This is a genomic window from Kribbella sp. NBC_01505 (assembly GCF_045040285.1).
GTDB lineage: Bacteria > Actinomycetota > Actinomycetes > Propionibacteriales > Kribbellaceae > Kribbella.
This window is the reverse complement of the sequence record NZ_CP109425.1, coordinates 4,503,507-4,524,123: the sequence shown is the minus strand read 5'-3', so window position 1 is coordinate 4,524,123 and position 20,617 is coordinate 4,503,507. Positions and strand designations below refer to the sequence as shown.

23 protein-coding genes are annotated in these 20,617 nt (G+C 67.9%); 11 read left to right on the top strand and 12 right to left on the bottom strand.

What is annotated here, in order from left to right:
- Window positions 1-51: 51 nt before the first annotated feature.
- Together OG474_RS21425 and OG474_RS21420 are read left to right on the top strand one after the other, a co-directional pair.
- Window positions 52-1,224, top strand: a complete 1,173-nt coding sequence (locus tag OG474_RS21425; RefSeq protein ID WP_405064123.1) for a molybdopterin-dependent oxidoreductase — start codon at window positions 52-54, stop codon at window positions 1,222-1,224.
- On the top strand, window positions 1,221-1,694 hold the full coding sequence (locus OG474_RS21420; RefSeq protein ID WP_405064122.1) for a hypothetical protein: 474 nt from the start codon (window positions 1,221-1,223) through the stop codon (window positions 1,692-1,694). The genes OG474_RS21425 and OG474_RS21420 overlap by 4 nt, the downstream gene beginning before the upstream one ends.
- On the opposite strand, the gene OG474_RS21415 is transcribed toward OG474_RS21420, so the two are convergent.
- Complete coding sequence (locus OG474_RS21415) at window positions 1,613-2,461, bottom strand: 3-keto-5-aminohexanoate cleavage protein (protein WP_405064121.1); 849 nt, start codon at window positions 2,459-2,461, stop codon at window positions 1,613-1,615. The genes OG474_RS21420 and OG474_RS21415 overlap by 82 nt on opposite strands.
- A 95-nt stretch (window positions 2,462-2,556) precedes the next feature.
- Between OG474_RS21415 and dtd the strand changes: the two genes are divergently transcribed.
- Together dtd and OG474_RS21405 are read left to right on the top strand one after the other, a co-directional pair.
- Window positions 2,557-2,982, top strand: a complete 426-nt coding sequence (dtd, locus tag OG474_RS21410; RefSeq protein ID WP_405064120.1) for a D-aminoacyl-tRNA deacylase — start codon at window positions 2,557-2,559, stop codon at window positions 2,980-2,982.
- Between the two features lie 7 nt (window positions 2,983-2,989).
- Window positions 2,990-3,880: a GIY-YIG nuclease family protein gene (locus OG474_RS21405; protein ID WP_405064119.1), complete on the top strand. Its 891-nt coding sequence runs from the start codon at window positions 2,990-2,992 to the stop codon at window positions 3,878-3,880.
- Window positions 3,881-3,966: 86 nt separating this feature from the next.
- On the opposite strand, the gene OG474_RS21400 is transcribed toward OG474_RS21405, so the two are convergent.
- The 7 genes from OG474_RS21400 to arfB form a co-directional block, all read right to left on the bottom strand.
- Window positions 3,967-5,193 carry a choice-of-anchor P family protein gene (locus tag OG474_RS21400; protein ID WP_405064118.1) on the bottom strand — a complete coding sequence of 409 codons (1,227 nt, stop codon included), beginning with the start codon at window positions 5,191-5,193 and terminating at the stop codon, window positions 3,967-3,969.
- 291 nt (window positions 5,194-5,484) lie between these two features.
- Window positions 5,485-5,781 carry a DUF1416 domain-containing protein gene (locus OG474_RS21395; RefSeq protein ID WP_344159514.1) on the bottom strand — a complete coding sequence of 99 codons (297 nt, stop codon included), beginning with the start codon at window positions 5,779-5,781 and terminating at the stop codon, window positions 5,485-5,487.
- 1 nt (window position 5,782) lies between these two features.
- On the bottom strand, window positions 5,783-6,631 hold the full coding sequence (locus OG474_RS21390; protein WP_405064117.1) for a sulfurtransferase: 849 nt from the start codon (window positions 6,629-6,631) through the stop codon (window positions 5,783-5,785).
- A 14-nt stretch (window positions 6,632-6,645) separates the two neighbouring features.
- Window positions 6,646-7,113: a DUF4395 domain-containing protein gene (locus OG474_RS21385; protein ID WP_405064116.1), complete on the bottom strand. Its 468-nt coding sequence runs from the start codon at window positions 7,111-7,113 to the stop codon at window positions 6,646-6,648.
- 288 nt (window positions 7,114-7,401) lie between these two features.
- Window positions 7,402-8,349, bottom strand: coding sequence for an RDD family protein (locus OG474_RS21380; protein WP_405064115.1), 948 nt, complete (start codon window positions 8,347-8,349; stop codon window positions 7,402-7,404).
- Window positions 8,350-8,410: 61 nt separating this feature from the next.
- Window positions 8,411-8,839, bottom strand: coding sequence for a TlpA family protein disulfide reductase (locus OG474_RS21375; RefSeq protein WP_405064114.1), 429 nt, complete (start codon window positions 8,837-8,839; stop codon window positions 8,411-8,413).
- Window positions 8,840-8,899: 60 nt separating this feature from the next.
- Window positions 8,900-9,328, bottom strand: a complete 429-nt coding sequence (gene arfB, locus OG474_RS21370; protein ID WP_405064113.1) for an alternative ribosome rescue aminoacyl-tRNA hydrolase ArfB — start codon at window positions 9,326-9,328, stop codon at window positions 8,900-8,902.
- Window positions 9,329-9,374: 46 nt separating this feature from the next.
- Here arfB and OG474_RS21365 point away from each other — a divergent pair, with 46 nt between their 5' ends.
- From OG474_RS21365 to OG474_RS21355, 3 genes are read left to right on the top strand one after another with little or no spacing between them, the layout of a single operon-like run.
- The gene (locus tag OG474_RS21365) at window positions 9,375-10,028 is read left to right on the top strand and encodes a hypothetical protein (protein WP_405064112.1); all 654 of its coding nucleotides are present in this window, start codon (window positions 9,375-9,377) and stop codon (window positions 10,026-10,028) included.
- The gene (locus OG474_RS21360; RefSeq protein ID WP_405064111.1) at window positions 10,025-10,591 is read left to right on the top strand and encodes a hypothetical protein; all 567 of its coding nucleotides are present in this window, start codon (window positions 10,025-10,027) and stop codon (window positions 10,589-10,591) included. Before OG474_RS21365 ends, OG474_RS21360 begins: the two co-directional genes overlap by 4 nt.
- Window positions 10,588-11,199: a hypothetical protein gene (locus OG474_RS21355; protein WP_405064110.1), complete on the top strand. Its 612-nt coding sequence runs from the start codon at window positions 10,588-10,590 to the stop codon at window positions 11,197-11,199. Before OG474_RS21360 ends, OG474_RS21355 begins: the two co-directional genes overlap by 4 nt.
- Here the strand turns inward: OG474_RS21355 and OG474_RS21350 are convergent.
- On the bottom strand, window positions 11,162-12,532 hold the full coding sequence (locus tag OG474_RS21350; RefSeq protein ID WP_405064603.1) for a hypothetical protein: 1,371 nt from the start codon (window positions 12,530-12,532) through the stop codon (window positions 11,162-11,164). The genes OG474_RS21355 and OG474_RS21350 overlap by 38 nt on opposite strands.
- A 44-nt stretch (window positions 12,533-12,576) precedes the next feature.
- Window positions 12,577-13,287: a winged helix-turn-helix domain-containing protein gene (locus OG474_RS21345; protein ID WP_405064109.1), complete on the bottom strand. Its 711-nt coding sequence runs from the start codon at window positions 13,285-13,287 to the stop codon at window positions 12,577-12,579.
- Window positions 13,288-13,416: 129 nt separating this feature from the next.
- Between OG474_RS21345 and OG474_RS21340 the strand changes: the two genes are divergently transcribed.
- On the top strand, window positions 13,417-13,656 hold the full coding sequence (locus OG474_RS21340) for a MoaD/ThiS family protein (protein ID WP_405064108.1): 240 nt from the start codon (window positions 13,417-13,419) through the stop codon (window positions 13,654-13,656).
- 127 nt (window positions 13,657-13,783) lie between these two features.
- Window positions 13,784-14,089 (top strand): hypothetical protein, encoded by a 306-nt coding sequence (locus OG474_RS21335; RefSeq protein WP_405064107.1) that lies wholly within the window; start codon window positions 13,784-13,786, stop codon window positions 14,087-14,089.
- A gap of 38 nt (window positions 14,090-14,127) precedes the next feature.
- Here the strand turns inward: OG474_RS21335 and OG474_RS21330 are convergent, their stop codons facing one another.
- Window positions 14,128-15,885: a bifunctional metallophosphatase/5'-nucleotidase gene (locus OG474_RS21330; protein WP_405064106.1), complete on the bottom strand. Its 1,758-nt coding sequence runs from the start codon at window positions 15,883-15,885 to the stop codon at window positions 14,128-14,130.
- A gap of 166 nt (window positions 15,886-16,051) precedes the next feature.
- Here OG474_RS21330 and mshD point away from each other — a divergent pair, with 166 nt between their 5' ends.
- A complete protein-coding gene (gene mshD / locus OG474_RS21325; protein ID WP_405064105.1) occupies window positions 16,052-16,954 on the top strand; it encodes a mycothiol synthase in 903 nt (300 codons plus the stop codon).
- Window positions 16,955-17,318: 364 nt separating this feature from the next.
- Here mshD and OG474_RS21320 read toward each other — a convergent pair whose 3' ends face one another.
- Window positions 17,319-18,374, bottom strand: a complete 1,056-nt coding sequence (locus OG474_RS21320; RefSeq protein WP_405064104.1) for an alpha/beta hydrolase — start codon at window positions 18,372-18,374, stop codon at window positions 17,319-17,321.
- Between the two features lie 76 nt (window positions 18,375-18,450).
- Here OG474_RS21320 and OG474_RS21315 point away from each other — a divergent pair, with 76 nt between their 5' ends.
- Complete coding sequence (locus OG474_RS21315) at window positions 18,451-20,610, top strand: RNA degradosome polyphosphate kinase (protein WP_405064103.1); 2,160 nt, start codon at window positions 18,451-18,453, stop codon at window positions 20,608-20,610.
- The last annotated feature ends 7 nt before the right edge of the window (window positions 20,611-20,617 follow it).

Below are 20,617 nucleotides of genomic sequence, written 5' to 3'. Positions count from 1 at the left end.
AGTAATCGATGATCGCCGTTCAGTCCCCGCAATCTGCGTTGTAGTGGTGTCATGAAGCTTCCGGCCCCTCCGACGGAGAACTCCTTCCGGTCGCCGCTGCACCATCCGCGGGTGGCCACGGTGATCGGGCGCTGGCTGGCCGTCGCCGTACTGGTCTGCTTCCTGACCGGCCTGTTCAGCCACTTCACCCAGGAAACGCCTGCCTGGCTGCACATCCCGACCCGACCGGCCTCGCTCTACCGGGTCACCCAGGGACTGCACGTGCTGAGCGGAACGGTCGCCGTACCGTTGCTGCTGGCAAAGCTCTGGACCGTCTACCCCAAGCTCTTCGCCAAGCCGCCGTGGCCGCCGAGCCGCGAAGCGCTGGTGAACATCCTCGAGCGCGGGTCGATCCTGGTCCTCGTCGCGGCGATGGCCCTGGAACTGTTCATGGGTTACCTCAACACCCTGCAGTGGTATCCGTGGCCGTTCCCCTTCAAGCAGACCCACTACGCGCTGGGCTGGATCATCATCGGCGCGCTGCTCGTCCACATCGCCGTCAAGCTGCCGTTGATCCGAACTCATTGGCGCCGCACGATGGCCGATCGCGAGCAGGCACTGGAGCCCGCGACCGGTTCGTTGCCACCAGCAATCACCGGATTGACCCGGCGCGGCCTGTTCCGGACCGCCGCCGGCGCTGCGTCGCTAGTCGGGATCAGCACGATCGGCCAGTCGGTCCCCGCATTCGGGCCGATCGCGATCCTGGCACCCCGCAAGCCGAACATCGGACCCCAGGGCCTTCCGGTCAACCGCACCGCACACGATGCCGGTGTCGTCGGTGTCGCCGCGGACTGGCGCTTCACAATCAGGGGCCCACAGCAACTTTCCTACACCCTCGCGGAGCTCCAGCAGCTCCCACAGAGCCGCTCCGACCTACCGATCGCCTGCGTCGAAGGCTGGAGCCAAGGCGCCCGCTGGGAGGGCATCCGGATCCGCGATCTCCTGCACCTCTGCGGCGCGCCGGCAACCTCGCGCGTCCGCGTGGTCTCAATGGAGAAGGGCGGCTTCTACGCCACCACCGAACTCCCACCCGAGTACGCCGCCGATCCGCTCACCCTGCTCGCACTTCGCCTGAACGGCGGTGAGCTCGCCCTCGACCACGGCTTCCCCGCGCGCATCATCGCCCCGAACCGACCCGGCGTACTGCAGACCAAATGGGTGCACCGACTGGAGGTGATGGTGTGAAGACCCGTGGCGCGATCGCCGCCTTCGGCATCGGCTTCGGCCTCTGGGGCTTGTGGTTGTTGCTTCAGGCCCTCGAACCCCCGCAGCTGATCCGGTTGCCGATCTGGCTCGGCGGCGCCGTCCTGGCCGATGACTTCTTCCTCGTCCCGACCACCGTCACCATCGGCTGGCTCGTCACCCGCTGGTCGATCGGCCCCGACAACCACCGCACGGTCAGCGCCGTCCGCACGACTTTGCTGTACGTCGGAATCACGACCCTGATCGCGATTCCGCTGCTGCTGCGGCAGGGCAAGGGGGCCAACCCGACCATCCTCCCCCGCAACTATCTCCGCGACTGGTTATTGCTCGAAGCAACAATCATCGTCGTCGGTTTGCTGGTTTTCGCTCTTCAGCGGTCTCGCCCGTCCTTCAACAAACTCCGTACGTTCAACAGGTCGCGCGCCTCGTCCGGTGACATCGGCGGCCGCTGAGCCATCGTCGCGAGAGCAGCGGCGCGTTCGACCAGCTCGGCGTTGTGGTTGACCGGCTGCCCCTTCGCCAGGGTCAGCGTGTCCTCCATCCCCACGCGGAGGTGGCCGCCCTTCGACAACGCGGCCAGGGCGACGGTGATCGCCGTACGGCCGATGCCGGTTGCCGACCACGACGTCACCGCGCTCGGCAGCGCGTTGACCGCGGCCACCAGGGCATCCGTCGTACCGGGCATGCCGCCGGGGACGCCCATCACCAGGTCGCAGTGCACGCGGCCGCCGTACGGGAGGCCGAACTTGTCCAGCAGCCGGTGCAGCGCCGCGACCTGGCCGAGGTCGAACAGCTCGAACTCCGGGACGATCTCGCGCTCCTGGCTGAGCTGGTAGAGCTCGGTCACGAACGGCCACGGGTTCATGAAGACGTCGTCGCCGAAGTTCACCGTGCCCATCGTCAGCGAACAGGAGTCCGGCTCGGCGTCCAGAACGCGCAGCCGGTGGTCGTAAGGATCGGTGACCGCGCCGCCGCTGGAGAGCTGGACGATCAGCGCCGTGTTCGCCCGGATCGCGGCGACCGCCTCGGTCAGCCGGCCGACGTCGAGCGTCGGGCGGTGCTCGCCGTCGCGGATGTGCAGGTGGATCATCGCGGCCCCGGCGGCCTCGCACCGCTTCGCCGTCTCGACCAGCTCGTCGAGCGTCGTGGGCAGCGCGGGACAGTCCGCCTTCGCCGTCTCGGCGCCGGTGGGGGCAACGGTGATCAGAGTCGAGGCCATGAGGCAAATACTGCCAGATCCTCACTCAAGGCGAGAAGATCACCGGTTCAACCAGGGACTCGCAGGATATCTTCCGGCACGGCAGGATTACCCCTATGAGAGCAGTGGTGCAGCGAGTCAGTCAGGCCTCCGTCACGGTCGAGGCCGCCGTGGTCGGCGCGATCGACGAACCGGGCCTACTGGTCCTGCTCGGCGTGACCCACGACGACACCCCCGAGAAGGCCAGGACCCTGGCCGCCAAGATCTGGACGCTGCGCATCCTGCACGGCGAGCGCTCCGCCTCCGACGAGCAGGCGCCGATCCTCGCGATCAGCCAGTTCACCCTGTACGCCGACACCCGCAAGGGCCGCCGTCCATCCTGGAACGCGGCCGCCCCCGGCCCTGTCTCCGAACCCCTGTACGACGCCTTCTGCGCCGCCCTGGAGGAGTTGGGTGCCAAGGTGGAGCGGGGCAGGTTCGGCGCCCACATGGACGTGAGCCTGGTCAACGACGGCCCGGTCACGCTGATCCTGGACGCCTGACCCTCCGATGAGCCAGGCCCGCCTCCTCGCCCGCCGCCTGCCCCAGGCACCCGGCGTCTACCGCTTCCGCGACGACGGCGGCCGGATCCTCTACATCGGCCGCGCGGTGAACCTGCGCCGCCGCGTGCTGTCGTACTGGACACACCTCGGCGACCGCCCCGGGCTCGCCAGGATGGTGAACCGGATCGCCCGCGTCGAGGGCGTCTGGTGCGACTCCGACCACGAAGCGGCCTGGCTCGAGCGCAACCTGCTCGAACACACCAAGCCCCGCTGGAACATCTCCGAGGGCGGGCAGGAGGTGGTCGGCTACATCCGCTTCGACGCCAACGGGCCGCGGTTCACCCACGAGCTCGGCACCACCACCAAGCACTTCGGGCCTTATCTGGGCGGCCTGCGGGTCCGGCAGGCGATCTCGGCGCTACAACGCGTCATTCCACTGCAGTACACGACCGCCGCGACCGGGTCGGTGCGTGAGTTCGCGAAGCTCTTCGGCGTCGGCCCCGACGATCGGGACAGCCTGACGAAGGCCGCGTACGCCGTACTGGATCGGGAGCCTGATGCGGTGGAAGCCGTGCGGGCCGAGCTGGTACGGCGACGTGACCAGGCGGCGGGTGCGTTGCGGTTCGAGTTCGCGGGGAAGCTGCAGGACGAGCTGGCCGCGTTCGAGTGGATCGTGGCCGAGCAGAAGGTGTCGCTGCTGACGGCCGACGACGCCGATGTCTTCGGCTGGGCCGACGGGATCATGGTCGGCTTCGGACTGCGGGGCGGCCGGGTGCGGACCTGGACCCAGCACGCGATGACCGAGCGCGCCGCCCACGACCGCGTGGCCGCGACTCCGGCCGGCTGGCAGTTGTTTGCCCAACGCAACGCTGAGCTTGCTGCGCGCCTACTGGGATAACAAGAACCGCCCCGGATCCTTACGGACCCGGGGCGGTTCTCAGAAGTTCTGAGACGGTGAGGTTCGACTCAGACGAGGTGGCTGAATCAGCCGATCACGCCGGACGCGGCGTGGCCGACGACAACCTTGGTGTTCAGGCTGTAGACGTCGATCACGAGTGCGTTCACCGAGATGTACCGCTGCTGCTTGACGACCTGGTTGAAGGTCAGCTTGGCGATGCCGGGGATGTCCAGCGTGGAGTTCACGCCGGTCTTCACCGGGTAGGTCTTGCCGTTGACCGTGATCGAAGCGATGCTCGACTTGTAGGCGACGTCGTACTTGCCGTCCTTGGTCTTCGAGGCGTAGGCCTCGGAGTTGATCGCACCGATCGACAGGTTGCCGACCTTGACGCCCGCGACGTGCGAGGTGAAGGTGACAGCGGCCTTGTTCTCGTTCTGGTAGCCGTTCTTCGTGGTGTAAGCAGCACCGACGTAGGCGACCTTCGGAATGACAACCTCGCCGACGGCCTGACGGATCGTCTTGCCCTCGGTGCCCTTGCAGGTGGCCTGGTACGACGTCGGGCCGGAAACGACCAGCTTGTCGACGTTCGCCTTGGTCACCCAGGTCTCACCGAAGACGACCGCGGCGGCCGGCTTGGAGATCTCGGCGCGGGTCTTCAGGACCGCGACCTCGATGCCCTCCGGGATGTACTTGTTCTTCACGTTCGCGAAGAGCACGACGCCCTGCGCGTACGAGTAGATGCCCGTGTCGCTCTTCACGCCACCGACGCGGTTCAGCACGATGTAGCCCAGGCCCGGAACGGCGACCTTGGTGTTCGGAGCCGGCTTCAGCAGCGACGGAACCGAGACGTTGCCGATCTTCACGCCCGCGTAGGTCGTGTTACCGGTGTAGGACAGCTTGCCGTTCTTGTAGACCGCCGTGGTGGTCGTCTTCACACCCGTCAGGTGCAGCAGGCTGCCGACCTTGACGTCGACGGCGGATGCGTTGCTGGTGACGCCGTTGCCGCTCTTGTCGTTGAACGCGTGGGTGTCGGTCCGCACGGTGTGCGCGATGGCCTGGTTGTTGACGTTCGCCGCGGCGACGTCGTTCGACTGCTTGGCCGAAGAGTTCGTGGTGCAGCTGATGGTGCTGACCGTCTGTGCACCGCCGTTGACGATGCCACCCTTCGCCTCAACGCCGATGCCGTATCCGCTGTAGCCGAAAACCGACGACGCGGACGCCGAACCCGAAGTCAGCGCGATCGTAGAAGCAACGCCGACGACCGCCGCTACACCGACGGCGGCGAGCTTCTTGTATCCGATGCGGGGTCCCATGACCCCTCCTCCCTGAGTGATGACATGACCCGTAGCGCGGGCCAGGACACAGAGCACAACTCGGGTGGTTGCGGTAGGTAACGAGGCTGATGCGCTCCGAGATCAAACCGTTACCTTGCAGTTCCGTTGCCGAGTACCCATAACCCCGGTCCAATGACCTGGGATCCGTTGTCCACAAGCAGTTCCGGGCATGCCGAAGGGCCCGGACGCGCAAGGTCCGGGCCCTTCGGGAACTGCCTCAGGGTGGGCTACCGTCCCGTGACGGCGGCACCATCAGTAACGAGCGAGAAGTCAGACGGTAACGGCCACTTCCGCGACCGCGCCGTACTGGGCCACGACCTGGCGGTCGACCGGGTCCGCCTTCGGGGCCAGCGTGCGCAGCGTCCACTCGCCCGGCTTCGCGAAGAAGCGGAAGTGCCCGGTGGCCGAGGTCGGGACCTCTGCCGTGAACTCACCAGTTGCGTCCAGCAACCGCACGTAGGCGCCGCCGACCGGCTCCTCGCCGCGCAGTACCTGGCCCTGGATCACGGCTTCCTTGTCCACGTCGACGCCCTTGAGATCGAGGCCGCCCTTCTTCGCACCGCACATGTCAGGCCTCCCCGGGCTCGTCGCCGAGGGCAACCGGTACGCCGACCAGCGAACCCCACTCGGTCCACGAGCCGTCGTAGTTCTTGACGTTCTCCTGGCCGAGCAGCTCGTGCAGCACGAACCAGGTGTGCGCCGAGCGCTCGCCGATCCGGCAGTACGCGATGGTGTCCTTGCCGAAGTCGACCCCGGCATCGGCGTACAGGGTCTTCAGCTCGTCGTCGGAGCGGAAGGTGCCGTCGTCGTTGGCCGCCTTGCTCCACGGGATGCTGGCCGCGGTCGGGATGTGCCCCGCGCGCTGCGCCTGCTCCTGCGGAAGGTGCGCCGGGGCGAGCAGCCGGCCGGCGTACTCGTCGGGGCTGCGCACGTCGACCAGGTTCTTCACGCCGATGGCCTCTTCGACCTCACCCCGGAAGGCGCGGATGTTCAGGTCCGGCGCGGCCGCGACGTACTCGGTGGCCTCGCGCTTGACGGCCTCGTCGGTCAGCTCGCGGCTGTCCAGCTCCCAGCGCTTGCGGCCACCGTCGAGCAGGCGGACGTCACCGTGGCCGTAGAGCTTGAAGTACCAGAAGGCGTAGGCGGCGAACCAGTTGTTGTTGCCGCCGTACAGCACGACGGTGTCGTCGTTCTTGACGCCGCGGCCGGACAGCAGCTCCTGGAACTGCTGCTGGTTGACGAAGTCCCGGCGTACCGGGTCCTGGAGGTCGTCCTTCCAGTCCAGCTTGATCGCACCGGCGATGTGGCCGGCGTCGTACGCCGAGACGTCTTCGTCGACCTCGATCAGGACGACGTTGGCATCGCTCTTGTGCTCTTCGACCCAGTCGGCCGAGACGAGCGCGCTTTCCCTGCTCATTTAGTAAGCCTCTCTTAATTGGTAACAGTGCCGGTGTCACGGCTTGGCGTACGAATGCGTTGGATCAACAGAAAGGCCTCGCAGCCGAGGCAGAGCCCCACGGTCGCGTTCACGAACGCGGCCACGAGGGCGAATCCGGTGGCGACCACTCCGAGCACGGTCGCGCCGCTCAGATAGCCGATCAGGCCGACGATCGCGAAGATCAGGCCCACCAGCTGGGCGAACCGCGGCGGCACCGCGTCCTCCAACTCCTTCGGCGGTCCGAGGCGCGGCCGAACCACGCGCCGGAAGAACTGGCTGTACGGCGATGCCTGGACGCCGAAGGCGACCCCGATCGCGAACACCAGTGTCTGGACCGCCAGGACCCACGGGTTACCGAGGATCAGTGTCAACGCCAGCAGAACCGCGGTCACACCGGCTGCGAACCGGAGCCCCCGCGGGTCGACCTGGGGAGAGGATTGCTTGGCCGTCTGTTCGGACATGACGACTCCTGGAGGAGGAGTGGTTCGAGCCGGACCCGCCCGTATCCGCGGGAGACGACGTACGTGGAACCGTGCTCAGATGCCGGTTCCACAGCGCTCGGGACGCCGCCTGGTCAGCGGCAACGACACAGCGACGAGCGCATGCGGCAGTTGTCCACTGCGCGGCGCTTGGTCAGCAAGGTCGTGTACTCCACGGTCCGAGAGTACGGACATCGTGGAGGCTGGTTCACAGTTGTCCCATTAGCTGAGACAACTGTTCACCATTCGGATGCTTTGTAAAAAATACGGCTAGGTGCGAACGACGTTCGTGTTCGGCCACTTCTCGTGCAGCGCCTGCTTCTTGTCGTCCCACAGCGGCCACAGGTCGTCGAGCAGTGCGACGAGCCCGAGCAGCGTGCCGACCAGCGGGACCAGGCCGAGAACGCCGATGACGGCGAAGAACCCGGCCCGCTTGGCGACCGCGGCGCTGCTGGGCAGCCCCGGGCGGTCCCGCTCCCGGACAGCGATGCCCAGCGCCATCTTGCCCGGGGTCGCGCCCTTCTTCGTGAGGAAGAAGAACTCGTAGGCGAAGGCGACCGCGGCGCTGATCAGGGTGATCGGGATGATCCATTTGTAGACCTCGGGCGGCAGCGCCGAGGTGGGCGGCTGCGCACCGGCGGCAGCCGAGTCCATCACGAAGTCGAGGTAGTCGAACATCCACTGGATGTACTGCCAGAAGAAGTAACCCGTGAACGGCAGCGCGACGATGCCGGCCAGGATGTTGTCGATGATGCGCGCGCCGACCCGCCGCCACCAGCCGGACAGCGGCTGGCCGTCCGGGGTCGCGAAGCGGTTCTGACCGGGGTAGCCGTAGCCGCCCTGCTGCGGGTAGGCCGGGTAGCCCCCCTGCTGCTGCGGGTACGCCGGGTAGCCGTGCTGCTGAGGCTGCTGCCCGTGCTGTGCCGGCTGCCCGTACTGCGGCTGGGGCGCCTGCTGCTGGGGCTGCTGCGGGCCGGGCTGGCCGTAGACCGGCCGGTCCTGGTTCGGCTGCTGCGACTGGGCACCGCCGTAGACCTGGCCGTGCTGCGCGGGCTGCCCATACTGCGGCTGTCCTTGCGCGGGCTGACCGTACTGCCCCTGGTAGGGGGACGGCTGCTGCTCACGTGGACGGCGCTGATCGGTCCAGACGCTGCCGTCCCAGTAGCGCTGCTGGGTCTGGTTCTCGGGATCGTCATACCAACCGACTGGGAAGCTCACGGGCAAAGCATTGCCCACCTGGAGGCCAAAGCGCCATCCGGTTGCAGGTAACGGACGTAGATCAGTTCGGCTGGCGGTCGATCGCGGTGGCCAGTGCAGCGATCACATCCGGCTTCCGCGGAGCCCCGCTGGCGCGCTTGACGACCGCTCCGGTGCTGTCGAGCACCAGTGTGGTCGGGGTCCGCAGGATGTCGAGCTTCCGGACCAGATCCAGGTGCGACTCCGCGTCCAGCTCGACGTGCCGGACGCCCTCGACCATGCCCTCGACCTCGGCCAGCGTGCGCCGGGTCACGCGGCAGGGCGCGCAGAAGGCGGAGGAGAACTGCAGCAGCGTGGCCCGCTCGCCCAGCTCGACACCTACGTCGGCCGCTGAGACCCGCTCCACGTCACTCGCCTTCCCCCGGAATCGCCCGTCGATCCAGGATTTGAGCACGCTGAGGACCACTCCGGCGACGAGCGCGCCGGCCAGCACCCACAGACCTAGGCTCACAACAATCCAGAGTACGTCGGTGGTTTTTCTGCTCCACCTGCTGGTCCGCCCCTTGGACAGTCAGTCCTCTGGGCGGGATCGCAGCCGCTTGGTCTGACCGCGACGCGTCTTGTTGTCGAGCCGGCGCCGGACCGCGCCCTTGCTGGGCTTGGTCGGCCGCCGCGGCGGCGGTGGCGGTGCGATCGCCTCCCGCAGCAGCGTCGCCAGGCGGGTCCGGGCCGCCTCGCGGTTCCGCCACTGCGACTTGTACTCCGAGGCTGCGATCGTGAGCACACCGTCCACGAGCCGCGACTCCAGCCGCTCCAGCGCCCGGGTCTTCAGTACGCCGGACAGCGCCGTCGTACCGGCCAGGTCGAAGCTCAGCTCGACCCGGCTGTCGGTGGTGTTCACCGACTGCCCGCCCGGCCCGCCCGACCGGGAGAACCGCCAGCTCAGCTCCCCCTCCGGGACCACCAGTCCCGGTCGCACGATCAGCCCCGTCTCCTCCACGGCCCTATTAGACCGCGTTGCCCCTGCTCCTCGTTACCCTTTTCCCGTGCAGACGGGGACGCCAGAACAACGGCCGGGCGAAGATCAGGAGCCCGAAGAGCTTCCGGAGCTGGCGAACTTCAAGGTGCGCGGGCGTTCGGTCAAGACCTGGGTGATCGGCGTGAGCGCCGGCGTCCTGGCGGTCTCGGCCGCGTTCGGCGGCCTGAACAAGGCCACCGCGGAGACGCCGCCGCTGACCGCGGGGACCGCGGTGGACGCCGGCCGCTTCGCGGTGACGATCGACCGGGTGGTCGCGGTCCCGGACCTCGCACCGACGTTCAAGCCCGATCCCGGGGGTGCCCTGATCGCGGTCGTGACCAGGATCAAGGTCACCGACGACCTCGGCACCACGACACCGTCGGACCTGATCCGGCTGATCGGCGTACCGGGGGTCAAGGACACCGAGGCGCCGCTGGGCATCAGCACCATCGACGACAACACGACGAACCCGGTGCTGACGCCGGACGTCGACCAGGTCATCGTCCTCGTCTGGAAGGTGCCGAAGCTCTCCGAGCCGCCGGCCGAGGTCAAGCTGGCCGTGCAGGGGTACGAGCACGCCGAGGAGTCGATCCTCGACCACCACGACAAGTGGTTTCCGGACGCAATCGCCGGCGAGGGCACCATCAAGGTCACGGACAAGACCAAGGACACCAAGAAATGACCGGGCGCAAGGTCCTGAACGGCGTCCTGATCGCCGCCGTGCTGGTCGCGATCGTCGGGCTCTACCGGCTGACGCCGACCCAGAAGGACATCCAGGACCCGACGCCGGTGAACGGCATCGTCGGTCGCGCGGCGGACGCGGGACGGTTCAAGCTGACCGTCACCGCGGTCCGGGTCGGCAAGACGCTGAAGATCCCGAACAGCTCGCCGGACCGCAAGACCCCGACCAGCTTCGTCGTCGTGGACGCGACCGTCACCGCGACCCGGGAGCCGATCCACCTGAACCGGGTACAGATCCGCACCTCGGACGGATTCACCTACCTCGGCGCCAACCGCAGCGATCTGGACCGCGTCGACCTGACCGGCTTCCAGTTCGCGCCCGGGATCCCCGCGCACGGTGCGTTCGTGGTCGAGATGCCGTCCGACAAGTTGCCCGGAGCAACCTTGCAGGTGATGGAGAAGGCGATCATGAACGACCTCGAACCCGAGCTGAACATCCCGCTCGACGTCAAGGCTCCCGAGGTCGGCGAGGTCGTCACCTTCAGCAAGGCGAGCGACTCATGAGCAGCGCACGCCGGGCCCGCCGCGGCTGGTTCAGCAAGAACGTCGCGGCCCTGACCTCACTCGTCATCACCGTGCCGCTGGCCGGTTGGTGGACGACGCACTCCGACTACAAGTCCTGGTACGACTCCGAGCCGCGGGACGCGGTCGTCGTGGCCGACGGCGGAACGCCGTACCAGGGAGCGACCTGGTACGCGGCCAGCGTCGAGGAGAACCCGGAGCCGAGGCGGGCCGGGGCGGCCGATCCGCTGCCGCCGGACACCACCCGGGTCCGGGTGCATTTCCGGATCCAGATCGACAACCTCGCCGTACTGGACCAGCCGGGGCTCGGTGGCTGCCAGGCGCATCTGCGCGCGCCGGACGGGCGGATCTGGGACGAGGACATCCTCGCCGACGACTTCCAGGACCGGCCGAACAGCTGCACCGGCGGGTACGACGAGAAGCCGCAGAGCTGGCGTGGACCGCTCGCGCAGTACTACGTGAAGCCGGTCGCCGGGAAGCCCTACGAGACGGTCGCGGTGTTCGTCGTACCGAAGTCGGTCGCGGCCAGTGTGCAGCCCACGATCACGTGGACTACGAAGATCCCTGAGTATCTGGCATTCCCGAGGTAGCGGCGGTCAGGTCGGCGACGCCGCCCTGCTCGCTGTCGTTCTGCTCGACGACAGCGTGGGTGCCGCGATTGACGTAGCCGGCCAGGCCGCCGATCATCCGGTCGTACGCGGCCGCCAGCAGACTGACCTGCAGCATGATCTTCAGGGCGTCGGTCAGCAGGCTGAGCGGCCCGTCGATCACCAGCCAGAACGACAGCGTGTGCGGGCCGAGCACCCACAGCTTCAGCGCGATCCACACGCCACTGGCCGCGAACGTCACGACCGCCCAGGCCAGGAAGTAGCCGAGCATCGGGCGCACGCCGGAGCGGATCACCAGGCGGAACGCATTCACCACTGGCGACCAGCGGTCCTTCCAGTCCGCGACGACCGAGTTACCGGCCACCTGGACGAAGCGCGGCGTCTGCTGCCAGCGGTTCGTCAGCCGGTCGAAACGCCAGCGCGGCTCCTTGTGCGCCTTGTGCACCGCGCGGCCGTAGATCACCGCGGTCATCGTGATCCACATCAGCGGGAGCACCGCGGCACTCCACAGGTCACCGAAGCCGGCCGCGATGAACCCGGTGACGGCGTCCCAGACCTCGCGGACGTGAGTCACACCCAGCGTGTGGTCGAGCACCCAGCCGTAGGCGTCCTGCAGCCACTGCCAGATCTGTCGTGTCTCCAGCCACTGCTTCGGTGACGGGATGTACGCGGTGGCCTGGTAGATGACCACGAAGATCCAGAGCGCCTCGAGATACGTGACGAACAGCTTGCGGACCGGGCCTTCGTTTTCCCGCTTCCACTTCTTGAACACGAAGCGCAGCAGGTAGGCCACCGCGCCGACCGCGACGAACAGCCAGGTCGACAACGACTGCAGCCCCTGCGACGGCTCGGGGGCAGCCCCGCCGCCGAGCATCTTGCCGAGGGTGTCGTTGGCCTGGTGCACGGCCAGCTGGTACTCGTAGTCGAGCGCCTCGGCCTGCAAGAACTTGTACGCCGCGTAGAACGCCAGGAACGGCAGCAGCGCCGCGGCGAGGGCGTCGACCGGGCGGCTCTCCTTGCCCGGCTCGACTCCGTCGGGCGCAAGCATGCCCTCGGCAACGGCCCGGCGATGGAACGGCAGCTCACCGCGCAGCACCAGGAACATGCCGACATACATGGCCAGTGAGACCACCACGATCAGCGCCAGTACGGCGAGACCGGCGGCCTCGGCCTTGGCACCTGCCTGGACAGCCACCCACTGCAGCCCGCGGTGCGCGAGTTGAGCGATCAGAAAGACCGCAAGCAACCTCGGCCACGCTTTGCTGAACAAGACCCCCGCGCGGCCCACCGTGGTGAGCAACGACCCCGACTCCATCGCCACGGGCAGAATCTACCTGCCCGTGGGGGCGTCGCGAGGGTCTAGGCGGGAACCTCGGCCGTTTCGCGCTGGCTGGTGGGCGGGACCACGAAGCGGTAGCCGACGTTGCGGACAGTGCCGATCAGCTGCTCGTGCTCCGGGCCGAGCTTCGCGCGCAGCCGCCGGACGTGCACGTCGACCGTGCGCGTGCCGCCGAAGTAGTCGTAGCCCCAGACCTCCTGGAGGAGCTGCTCCCGGGTGAACACCCGCCCGGGGTGCTGCGCCAGGAACTTGAACAGCTCGAACTCCTTGTAGGTGAGATCGAGCGCGCGCCCGTTGAGCTTCGCGGTGTAGGACGCCTCGTCGATCACCACGTCGCCCGTGCGGATCAGGCTGGTGTCCGGGTCCTCGTTGCGGGTCGCGGCCAGCCGGCCGATCACCAGTCGCAGCCGGGCCTCGATCTCGGCCGGTCCGGCGGTGTCCAGCAGCACGTCGTCGGCGCCCCAGTCCGCGTTGACAGCGGTCAGGCCACCTTCGGTGACGACGAGGATCAGCGGTACGTCGATGCCCGTCGTACGGATCAGGCGGGAGACGCTGCGGACGGCGACGAGGTCACGCCGGGCGTCCAGCAGGACGGCGTCCGCGTCGGGGGCGTCCACCAGGGCGGCGACCTCGGCGGGCAGAATACGGATCTGGTGCGGTAACAACGCCAGCGACGGCAACACCTCGGTAGAGGCCTGCAGCGCGTTCGTCAGCAGAAGCAACGTGCTCACGTTGTCCCCCTGTGCCGGTCATAGTGCACGTCGGGCGCGGCGTCGTTGCCGGGGGCCCGGGGCACTGGATAGCAACAGCAAGCTGACATAATAGCGGAAGACTTAACCGATTAGTGAGGTCCCCTCCAGATGCCGGAAGTCACCATCAGGTATTTCGCTGCCGCCCGCAGCGCCGCCGGTGCATCCACCGCGACCGCACAGGCCACCTCGCTCGGCGACCTGATCAGCACTGTGTCGGCCGATCGCCCCGAGCTCGCGCGGGTGCTCTCGCTGTGCACGTTCCTGCTGGACGGCGAACGCGCCGTACCGGCGACGCTGCTCCCCGCCGGAGCCCAGGTCGACGCCTTGCCGCCCTTCGCGGGCGGCTGAGCCCTCCTAGACCAGTGATGTGACATCAGAAGTGTTGTGTGACTGGTGAGACGACGCTCTTTTACGACTGTCAAGGATCCTGCTACCTTGCGTATTCCGTCGTTCCACGGAAGGTCACCGATCCTCGATGGCGCACGTTGCTCCGACCTCGCATCGCCGCGCGACCCGCGCCTCGCACCGCGGTCACCGCACAGCTGACGGACCGATCCGCCGGTCCACCTGGCTCGGTCTGACCTTCGCGATGATCCTCGGACTCGTCCTCAGCGGCCGCGCGCACGTCGGCATCCACGCGGCCGGCGTCACCCTGCTGGTGATGCTGGTCCCGCTCACGCTGGCCGTCTTCGGTGCCGCCATCCGGCGCGGCTTCGGCGGCCTCTCCGCCGTCACCACCGGCTGCGCGCTGGCCTTCGTGCTGTTCAAGTTCTTCCTGTAGGTGCGCCCCGCTGAGGGGACGCACCCACAGTCGGCAGGTCAGGAGCCGATCGAGATCCGGTCCGTCGCGCCCGGCGTGTACGGGTCGTGCGCGGTCAGGTAGTTGGCGAAGGCGTCGATGTCGAGCCCACCGAAGAACTTGTTCGTCGCCGTCGTGAACGCCGGGAACCCGTCGCCACCGTCGGAGAGGAAGTTGTTCGTGACGATCCGGTACGACGTGCCGTCCACGATCGGCTGTCCGGCGATCTTCACCGAGCCCGCCACGATCTTCGAGCCGGCCGCGGCCGCCGGGTTCCACGTGTAGGTGATGCCGGCGATCTGCAGCACCTTGTACTTCCCGGCCTCCGGACCGTTCACCCCGGAGAACTGCTGCTCGAGCAGCGCCTTGATCTGCGTCCCGGTCATGTCCATCGAGACCAGGAAGTTGTTGAACGGCTGCACCGTGAAGGCCTGCCCGAAGGTGACCTCACCGGCGTTCGACGCGAGGTCGGCCCGGATTCCGCCCGGGTTCATGAACGCCGCCACCGGCACCTTGCCACCCGTCACCACCGACGGGTCGGCCAGCTGACCGTCCGCGATCAGGTTGCCCAGCGGGGACTCCAGGGAGTCGTCCGGGGTCCGCGACACCGCCGTACCGGAGATGTGGCCGATCACCTTGTTCGAGATCGGGGCCACCAGCGTCTGGTACTTGCTGATCAGCTCGCTGGTCCGGCGGTCGGCCGGCACGTCCCGGGTGACGATCTGGTTGTTGGCCAGCGTGTTCAGCCGGTCGACGTCACTGGTCGCGTTGTTGATGCTCAGCCGGACCTCGGTGACGAGCCGGCCGAACGACGAGGCGCTGGTGACGAGCCGCGGCTGACCGGCGCTGTCCGGCAGGCTGCAGTTGTAGCCCTGGTGGGTGTGACCGGAGATGATCGCGTCGATCTCCGGGTCGAGACCCTTGTTGATGTCGACGATCGGGCCGGAGATTCCCGGGCAGCTGTCGTACGCCTTCGCGTCGACCGGGAAGCCACCCTCGTGCAGCAGCACGACGATCGACTTCACACCCTTCTTCTTCAGCTCCGGGACCAGCGCGTTGGCGGTCTCGATCTCGTCGGAGAAGGTCAGCCCCTCGACACCGGACTTGGTGACGATGTTCGGCGTGTTCTCCAGGGTCATCCCGATGAAGCCGACCTTCTGGCCGTTGTCGAAGGTCTTGATCGTGTACGGCTTGAACAGCGTCTTCTTCGTGTTCTCGTAGAAGACGTTGGCCGACAGGTAGTCGAAGTCCGCGCCCTGGAACGGGTGCTTCTTGTCCGGGCAGGAGTTCTGGTTGTTCTGCCCGTCGCCGTCCTTCAGGCAGCCGCCCTTCTGCATCCGCAGCAGCTCGCGCCAGCCCTCGTCGAACTCGTGGTTGCCGACCGAGGTGGCATCCAGGCCCATCAGGTTCATCGCCTCGACGGTCGGCTCGTCGTGGAACGCGGCCGACAGCAGCGGCGACGCCCCGATCAGGTCACCGGCGGCGACCGTGACCGAGTCCTGACCCTTCGCCTCGGCGGCGGCCCGCAGCTGCTTCAGATGCGTCGCCAGGTAGACCGCACCACCGGCCGGGACGCCGTTGATGTTGCCGCTGGAGCCGGTGGGGGCCTCCAGGTTCCCGTGGAAGTCGTTCAGGGCCAGCACCTGGACCTGGGTGTGCGTCGGCTTCGGCCGGGAATGCGATGCCTGGGTCACGGTTCCCCCCGTGGCCAAGCCGAGCACCGCGGCCGTGCCGACGGCGATCAGGCCTACGGCCCGGCGTCGGTTCAGCCACTTCATGTCTCGTCCTGTCAAGGCCATGTCTACTCCGTCTACCTCGTTGTAGCGATCACCGCGCGGTCGCGGCCCCGCGAATGGTGTGCGGTGCCGCGAAAATTACCCGAGAGGTAGTTGCCCTTCCAAGGACTTGAGCAGGAACTGACGACGACCTTTTACGGTATTCCTTGTGACCCTCGAAGCAGTTCCCTCACCGTTGCCCCCAGCTACCGCCACCGCCGTCACAGAGCTCGCTCGCACGGCCGCGCAGAGCGACGGTGTGAATCCGCTCGACGAGCGCACCCTGCTGCACCTCGACGGCGAGCATCCGGGCGACCTGCACGTCCTCGCCTACGACGGCGAACCCGGCACGATCGAACCCACCGGCCTCCAGTCCGCCCGCAACCTGATCGGCTACGCCGCCCTGTCCCCCGAAGGCTCCGCCGAGCTCGTCGTCACCCCCGCCTTCCGCCGCCAAGGCACCGGTACGGCGCTCCTCCGCACCCTGCTCGACCACGCCGGCTCCCGCCTCGCCGTCTGGGCCCACGGCCGCCTGCCCGGCGCCGACGAACTCGCCGGCCGCCTCGGGCTCCAGGTATCCCGCGAGCTCTACTTCCTCCGCCGTACCAGCGCCGAACTCCCCGCCGCCGTCTGGCCCGACGGCATCACCGTCCGCACCTTCGTCCCCGGCCAGGACGACGCCGCCTGGCTCCAGGTCAACAGCCAAGCCTTCGCCACGCACCCGGAACAAGGCTCCTGGACCCAGTCCGACCTCACCGACCGCCTCAACCAGCCCTGGTTCGACGCCGCAGGCTTTTTCCTCGCTGTCGATGCCGAGGGCAACCTGGCCGGCTACCACTGGACCAAGATCGAGGACGGCGTCGGCGAGGTCTACGTAGTAGGCGTCTCCCCCACCCACCAAGGCGCCGGCCTGGGCAAGGCCCTAACCCTCCAGGGCCTCCACTACCTGCAGGAAACCCGCGGTCTGGACGCCATCACCCTGTACGTCGACGGCACCAACACCCCAGCCCGCCGCCTCTACACGAACCTGGGCTTCACCACCGCCGCCCAGCACGTCCAGTACACCCCGTGACCGACGCCACACCGAAGTCGCGTCCTCACTCCGCGTCATAAACGCGGACCGACGCCGTCCCACCAACAACCAGGAGCCGTCCGTGCCTCTAACCCCCCAGCCGGGCGGCTCCTGGCCCCCAACCGTCCGCGACACGCATCACGGCGTACCGGTGTTCGAGCCCGGCCGCCGATCCCGCGCCATTTCAACGGATATCGGCTCAAGTCGCTCCTTCTCCCCTCGAAATTCGGGCGGAGAAGAGCACATTTGCGGGGATATCCGTTCAAATTGCCCTGGGGCGGTACGGCGAGGGCGGGGGCGCGGCGGCCGACCGGGGCAAGGGATGCCGGGCAGCCACGAATCGGTTGGCTGATGGCGGGCTCAGCTAGTGCAGCGCTGACTTCAGGTGGGCGGTGAGGGTTTTGATGGCTTCGGCGGCGGCGCCGGGGATCGTCTGCAGGTTGTAGTGGCCGTGGGGCAGGGAGACGTGGTTGATGTGCGTCACGTCGACGCCGGCGGCCTGGAGGGCTTCGGCGTACTCGATGCCTTCGTCTCGGAGCGGGTCGAAGCCGGCCGTGGTGATGAGGACCGGGGGTAGACCGGCCAGGGACTCGGCCAGGATCGGCGAGACGACCGGGTCGGGGCGCAGGGCCGGGTCAGGGGTGTAGTGCTCGCGGTACCAGAGGATGTCTTCCTCGGTGAGGAGGAGATTCTCGCCGAAGAGATCTCGGCTGGGGCGACGGCCGACCATGTCCACGGCGGGATAGAGAAGCACCTGGAGCGCGGGACGCGGCAAATCGCGGACGACGGACTGCTGGGCGACGACCGCGGCCAGATTCCCACCCGCGCTGTCGCCGCCGACTGCTATCAGGGCCGGGTCGACGCCGAGGTCTTCGGCGTGCTCGACCGCCCAGGTGAAGGCGGCGATGGCGTCTTCGGCGGGAGCCGGGGCCGGGGCCTCGGGGGCAAGGCGGTAGTCGACGGACAGCACGCGGACACCGGCGTCGTCGGCGATCACGCGGCACAGCGCGTCGTGGGTGTCGAGATCACCGACGACCCAGCCGCCGCCGTGGAAGAAGACCAGCAGACCACGGCCGGCGTTCCGCGGCACGTAGAGGCGGGCGCCGAGCTGCCCGTCGGCGCCGCGGACGGTGAGCTCGGTCACACGCTGTAGCTCGCGCGGGTGACCGGAGATCAGCTTGTTCACGCTCCGGAACGACGACCGGGCCGCGGCCGCGTCGGTTTTCGTTGTTCCCGGCAACAATCCGTTCAGCCGCACGAGCAGCTGGATCTCGGGGTCGAGCGTGTTCCCGTCGATCTGGATCGGGGCGCCGGCCAGGCGTCGCCGGACGGCGGCGGGCAGCGCGTAGATCGGGGTCAGCGCGTTCGCCTGTACGGCGGACACGGTGCTGCGGAGCAAGGCGTCCAGTCGAGGGTTCACAAGGAGTGACGCTAGCAACAAGATCGGACAGCCCGCCGACATGCCCTCCGCAACCTCGTGTTCACCAAAGGATGCGATGCTGGACAACGTGGCTGGAGACTTGCTGGCGTCCCATAATCGCGAGTACGACGTCGAACCGCCGTACGACATCGCGGCGGCCGGTGATCTCCCGGCGGATCGCTTCTCCGATCGCGAGCTCAGCTGGCTGGCGTTCAACCAGCGCGTGCTGGAGCTGGCCGAGAACGACACGGTCCCCTTGCTCGAGCGGGCCAAGTTCCTGGCCATCTTCGCCAGCAACCTGGACGAGTTCTACATGGTCCGGGTCGCCGGCCTGAAGCGCCGGATCGCGGCCGGGGTCGCGGTGAAGGCGGCCAGTGGTCTACTCCCCCGCGAGGTGCTCGACCGCAGCCTGAGCCGGAGCCGCGAGCTGATGGACCGCCAGGCCGAGACCTGGCACAAGGTGATCCAGCCGGCGTTGACCGAGCAGGGCATCGACATCCTGCGCTGGGTCGACCTCGAGGTCAGCGAGCGCGAGGAGATGACCCGGTTCTTCCGGGACCGCGTCTTCCCGGTGCTGACGCCGCTCGCGGTCGACCCGTCGCACCCGTTCCCCTACATCTCCGGCCTGAGCCTCAACCTGGCCGTCGTCGTCCGCAACCCCGACACCGGCGGCGAGCACTTCGCCCGGGTGAAGGTGCCGCCGTTGCTGCCGCGGTTCGTGCAGGTCGCGGAAGGCCGGTTCGTCCCGCTGGAGGACGTGATCGCGACCCACCTGGGCCAGCTGTTCCCGGGCATGGAGGTCACCCAGCACCACACCTTCCGGGTGACACGCAACGAGGACCTCGAGGTCGAGGAGGACGACGCGGAGAACCTGCTGGCAGCGCTCGAGAAGGAGCTGCTGCGCCGCCGGTTCGGTCCGCCGGTCCGGCTCGAGGTCGAGGAGTCGATCGACCCGCAGGTCAAGGCACTACTGCTGTCCGAGCTCGGCATCAAAGAGGCCGAGGTGTTCGAGCTGCCCGGTCCGCTGGACCTGCGCGGCCTGTTCACCATCGCCGGTCTGGACCGCGCCGAGCTGAAGTATCCGGCGTTCGTCCCGTCCACCCACCCGCATCTGGCGGAGGTGGAGACGTCCAACCCGGCGGACATGTTCTACGCGCTCAAGCAGCGCGACGTACTGGTCCACCACCCGTATGACTCGTTCTCGACCAGCGTGCAGCGCTTCATCGAGCAGGCAGCCGCCGATCCGCACGTGCTGGCCATCAAGCAGACGCTCTACCGCACCTCCGGTGACTCCCCCATCGTCGACGCCCTGATCGACGCGGCCGAGGCCGGCAAGCAGGTGCTGGTGCTGGTGGAGATCCAGGCCCGCTTCGACGAGACGGCGAACATCAAGTGGGCCCGTCAGCTCGAGCACGCCGGCTGCCACGTCGTGTACGGCGTGATCGGCCTGAAGACGCACTCCAAGCTCTCCATGGTGGTTCGGGACGAGCCGGACGGCCTGCGCCGCTACGTCCACATCGGCACCGGCAACTACCACCCGAAGACAGCCCGGCTGTACGAGGACCTCGGTCTGCTCAGTAGCGATCGGGTGGTCACCGAGGACGTCGCCCACCTGTTCAACCACCTCTCCGGCTTCGCCCGCAACGCCGGGTATCGCCGGATCCTGGTCGCGCCCCAGTCGGTGCGGCGTGGTCTGATCGAGCGCATCGACCGTGAGGTACAGCACCACCTGGCCGGTCGTCCGGCGCGGGTCCGGATCAAGGTGAACAGCCTGGTCGACGAGGCCCTGTGCGACGCGCTCTACCGCGCATCGCAGGCCGGCGTGCCCGTCGACCTGTGGATCCGTGGCATCTGCACGATCCGCCCGGGCATCGAAGGGCTCTCGGACAACATCCGGGTCCGCAGCATCCTCGGCCGGTTCCTCGAGCACAGCCGGGTGTTCTGGTTCGAGAACGGTGGTGAGCCGGAGGCGTGGATCGGGTCGGCCGACCTGATGCACCGCAACCTGGACCGCCGGGTCGAGGTGCTCGTGCAGCTCAAGGAGACCGACCACATCGGCGAGATCCGCGAGATGTTCGACATGGCGATGGACGAAGGGACCCAGTCCTGGTGGTTGCGGCCGGACAACACCTGGGAGGCCAGGCTGACCGGGCCGGACGGCGGACCGTTGCGTGACCTGCAGGAAAAGCTGATCGCCACGCGTGGCCGCCGCAGAACCGCCGACCCGATTACCTAGGCTGAAT

Excerpts from the sequence above, each read along its gene's own strand:
- OG474_RS21425 (WP_405064123.1), top strand. The coding sequence starts at position 52 with ATGAAGCTTCCGGCCCCTCCGACGGAGAACTCCTTCCGGTCGCCGCTG.
- OG474_RS21415 (WP_405064121.1), bottom strand. The coding sequence starts at position 2,461 with ATGGCCTCGACTCTGATCACCGTTGCCCCCACCGGCGCCGAGACGGCG.
- dtd (WP_405064120.1), top strand. The coding sequence starts at position 2,557 with ATGAGAGCAGTGGTGCAGCGAGTCAGTCAGGCCTCCGTCACGGTCGAG.
- OG474_RS21405 (WP_405064119.1), top strand. The coding sequence starts at position 2,990 with ATGAGCCAGGCCCGCCTCCTCGCCCGCCGCCTGCCCCAGGCACCCGGC.
- OG474_RS21400 (WP_405064118.1), bottom strand. The coding sequence starts at position 5,193 with ATGGGACCCCGCATCGGATACAAGAAGCTCGCCGCCGTCGGTGTAGCG.
- OG474_RS21395 (WP_344159514.1), bottom strand. The coding sequence starts at position 5,781 with ATGTGCGGTGCGAAGAAGGGCGGCCTCGATCTCAAGGGCGTCGACGTG.
- OG474_RS21390 (WP_405064117.1), bottom strand. The coding sequence starts at position 6,631 with ATGAGCAGGGAAAGCGCGCTCGTCTCGGCCGACTGGGTCGAAGAGCAC.
- OG474_RS21385 (WP_405064116.1), bottom strand. The coding sequence starts at position 7,113 with ATGTCCGAACAGACGGCCAAGCAATCCTCTCCCCAGGTCGACCCGCGG.
- OG474_RS21360 (WP_405064111.1), top strand. The coding sequence starts at position 10,025 with ATGACCGGGCGCAAGGTCCTGAACGGCGTCCTGATCGCCGCCGTGCTG.
- OG474_RS21355 (WP_405064110.1), top strand. The coding sequence starts at position 10,588 with ATGAGCAGCGCACGCCGGGCCCGCCGCGGCTGGTTCAGCAAGAACGTC.
- OG474_RS21350 (WP_405064603.1), bottom strand. The coding sequence starts at position 12,532 with ATGGAGTCGGGGTCGTTGCTCACCACGGTGGGCCGCGCGGGGGTCTTG.
- OG474_RS21340 (WP_405064108.1), top strand. The coding sequence starts at position 13,417 with ATGCCGGAAGTCACCATCAGGTATTTCGCTGCCGCCCGCAGCGCCGCC.
- OG474_RS21335 (WP_405064107.1), top strand. The coding sequence starts at position 13,784 with ATGGCGCACGTTGCTCCGACCTCGCATCGCCGCGCGACCCGCGCCTCG.
- OG474_RS21330 (WP_405064106.1), bottom strand. The coding sequence starts at position 15,885 with ATGAAGTGGCTGAACCGACGCCGGGCCGTAGGCCTGATCGCCGTCGGC.
- OG474_RS21315 (WP_405064103.1), top strand. The coding sequence starts at position 18,451 with ATGCTGGACAACGTGGCTGGAGACTTGCTGGCGTCCCATAATCGCGAG.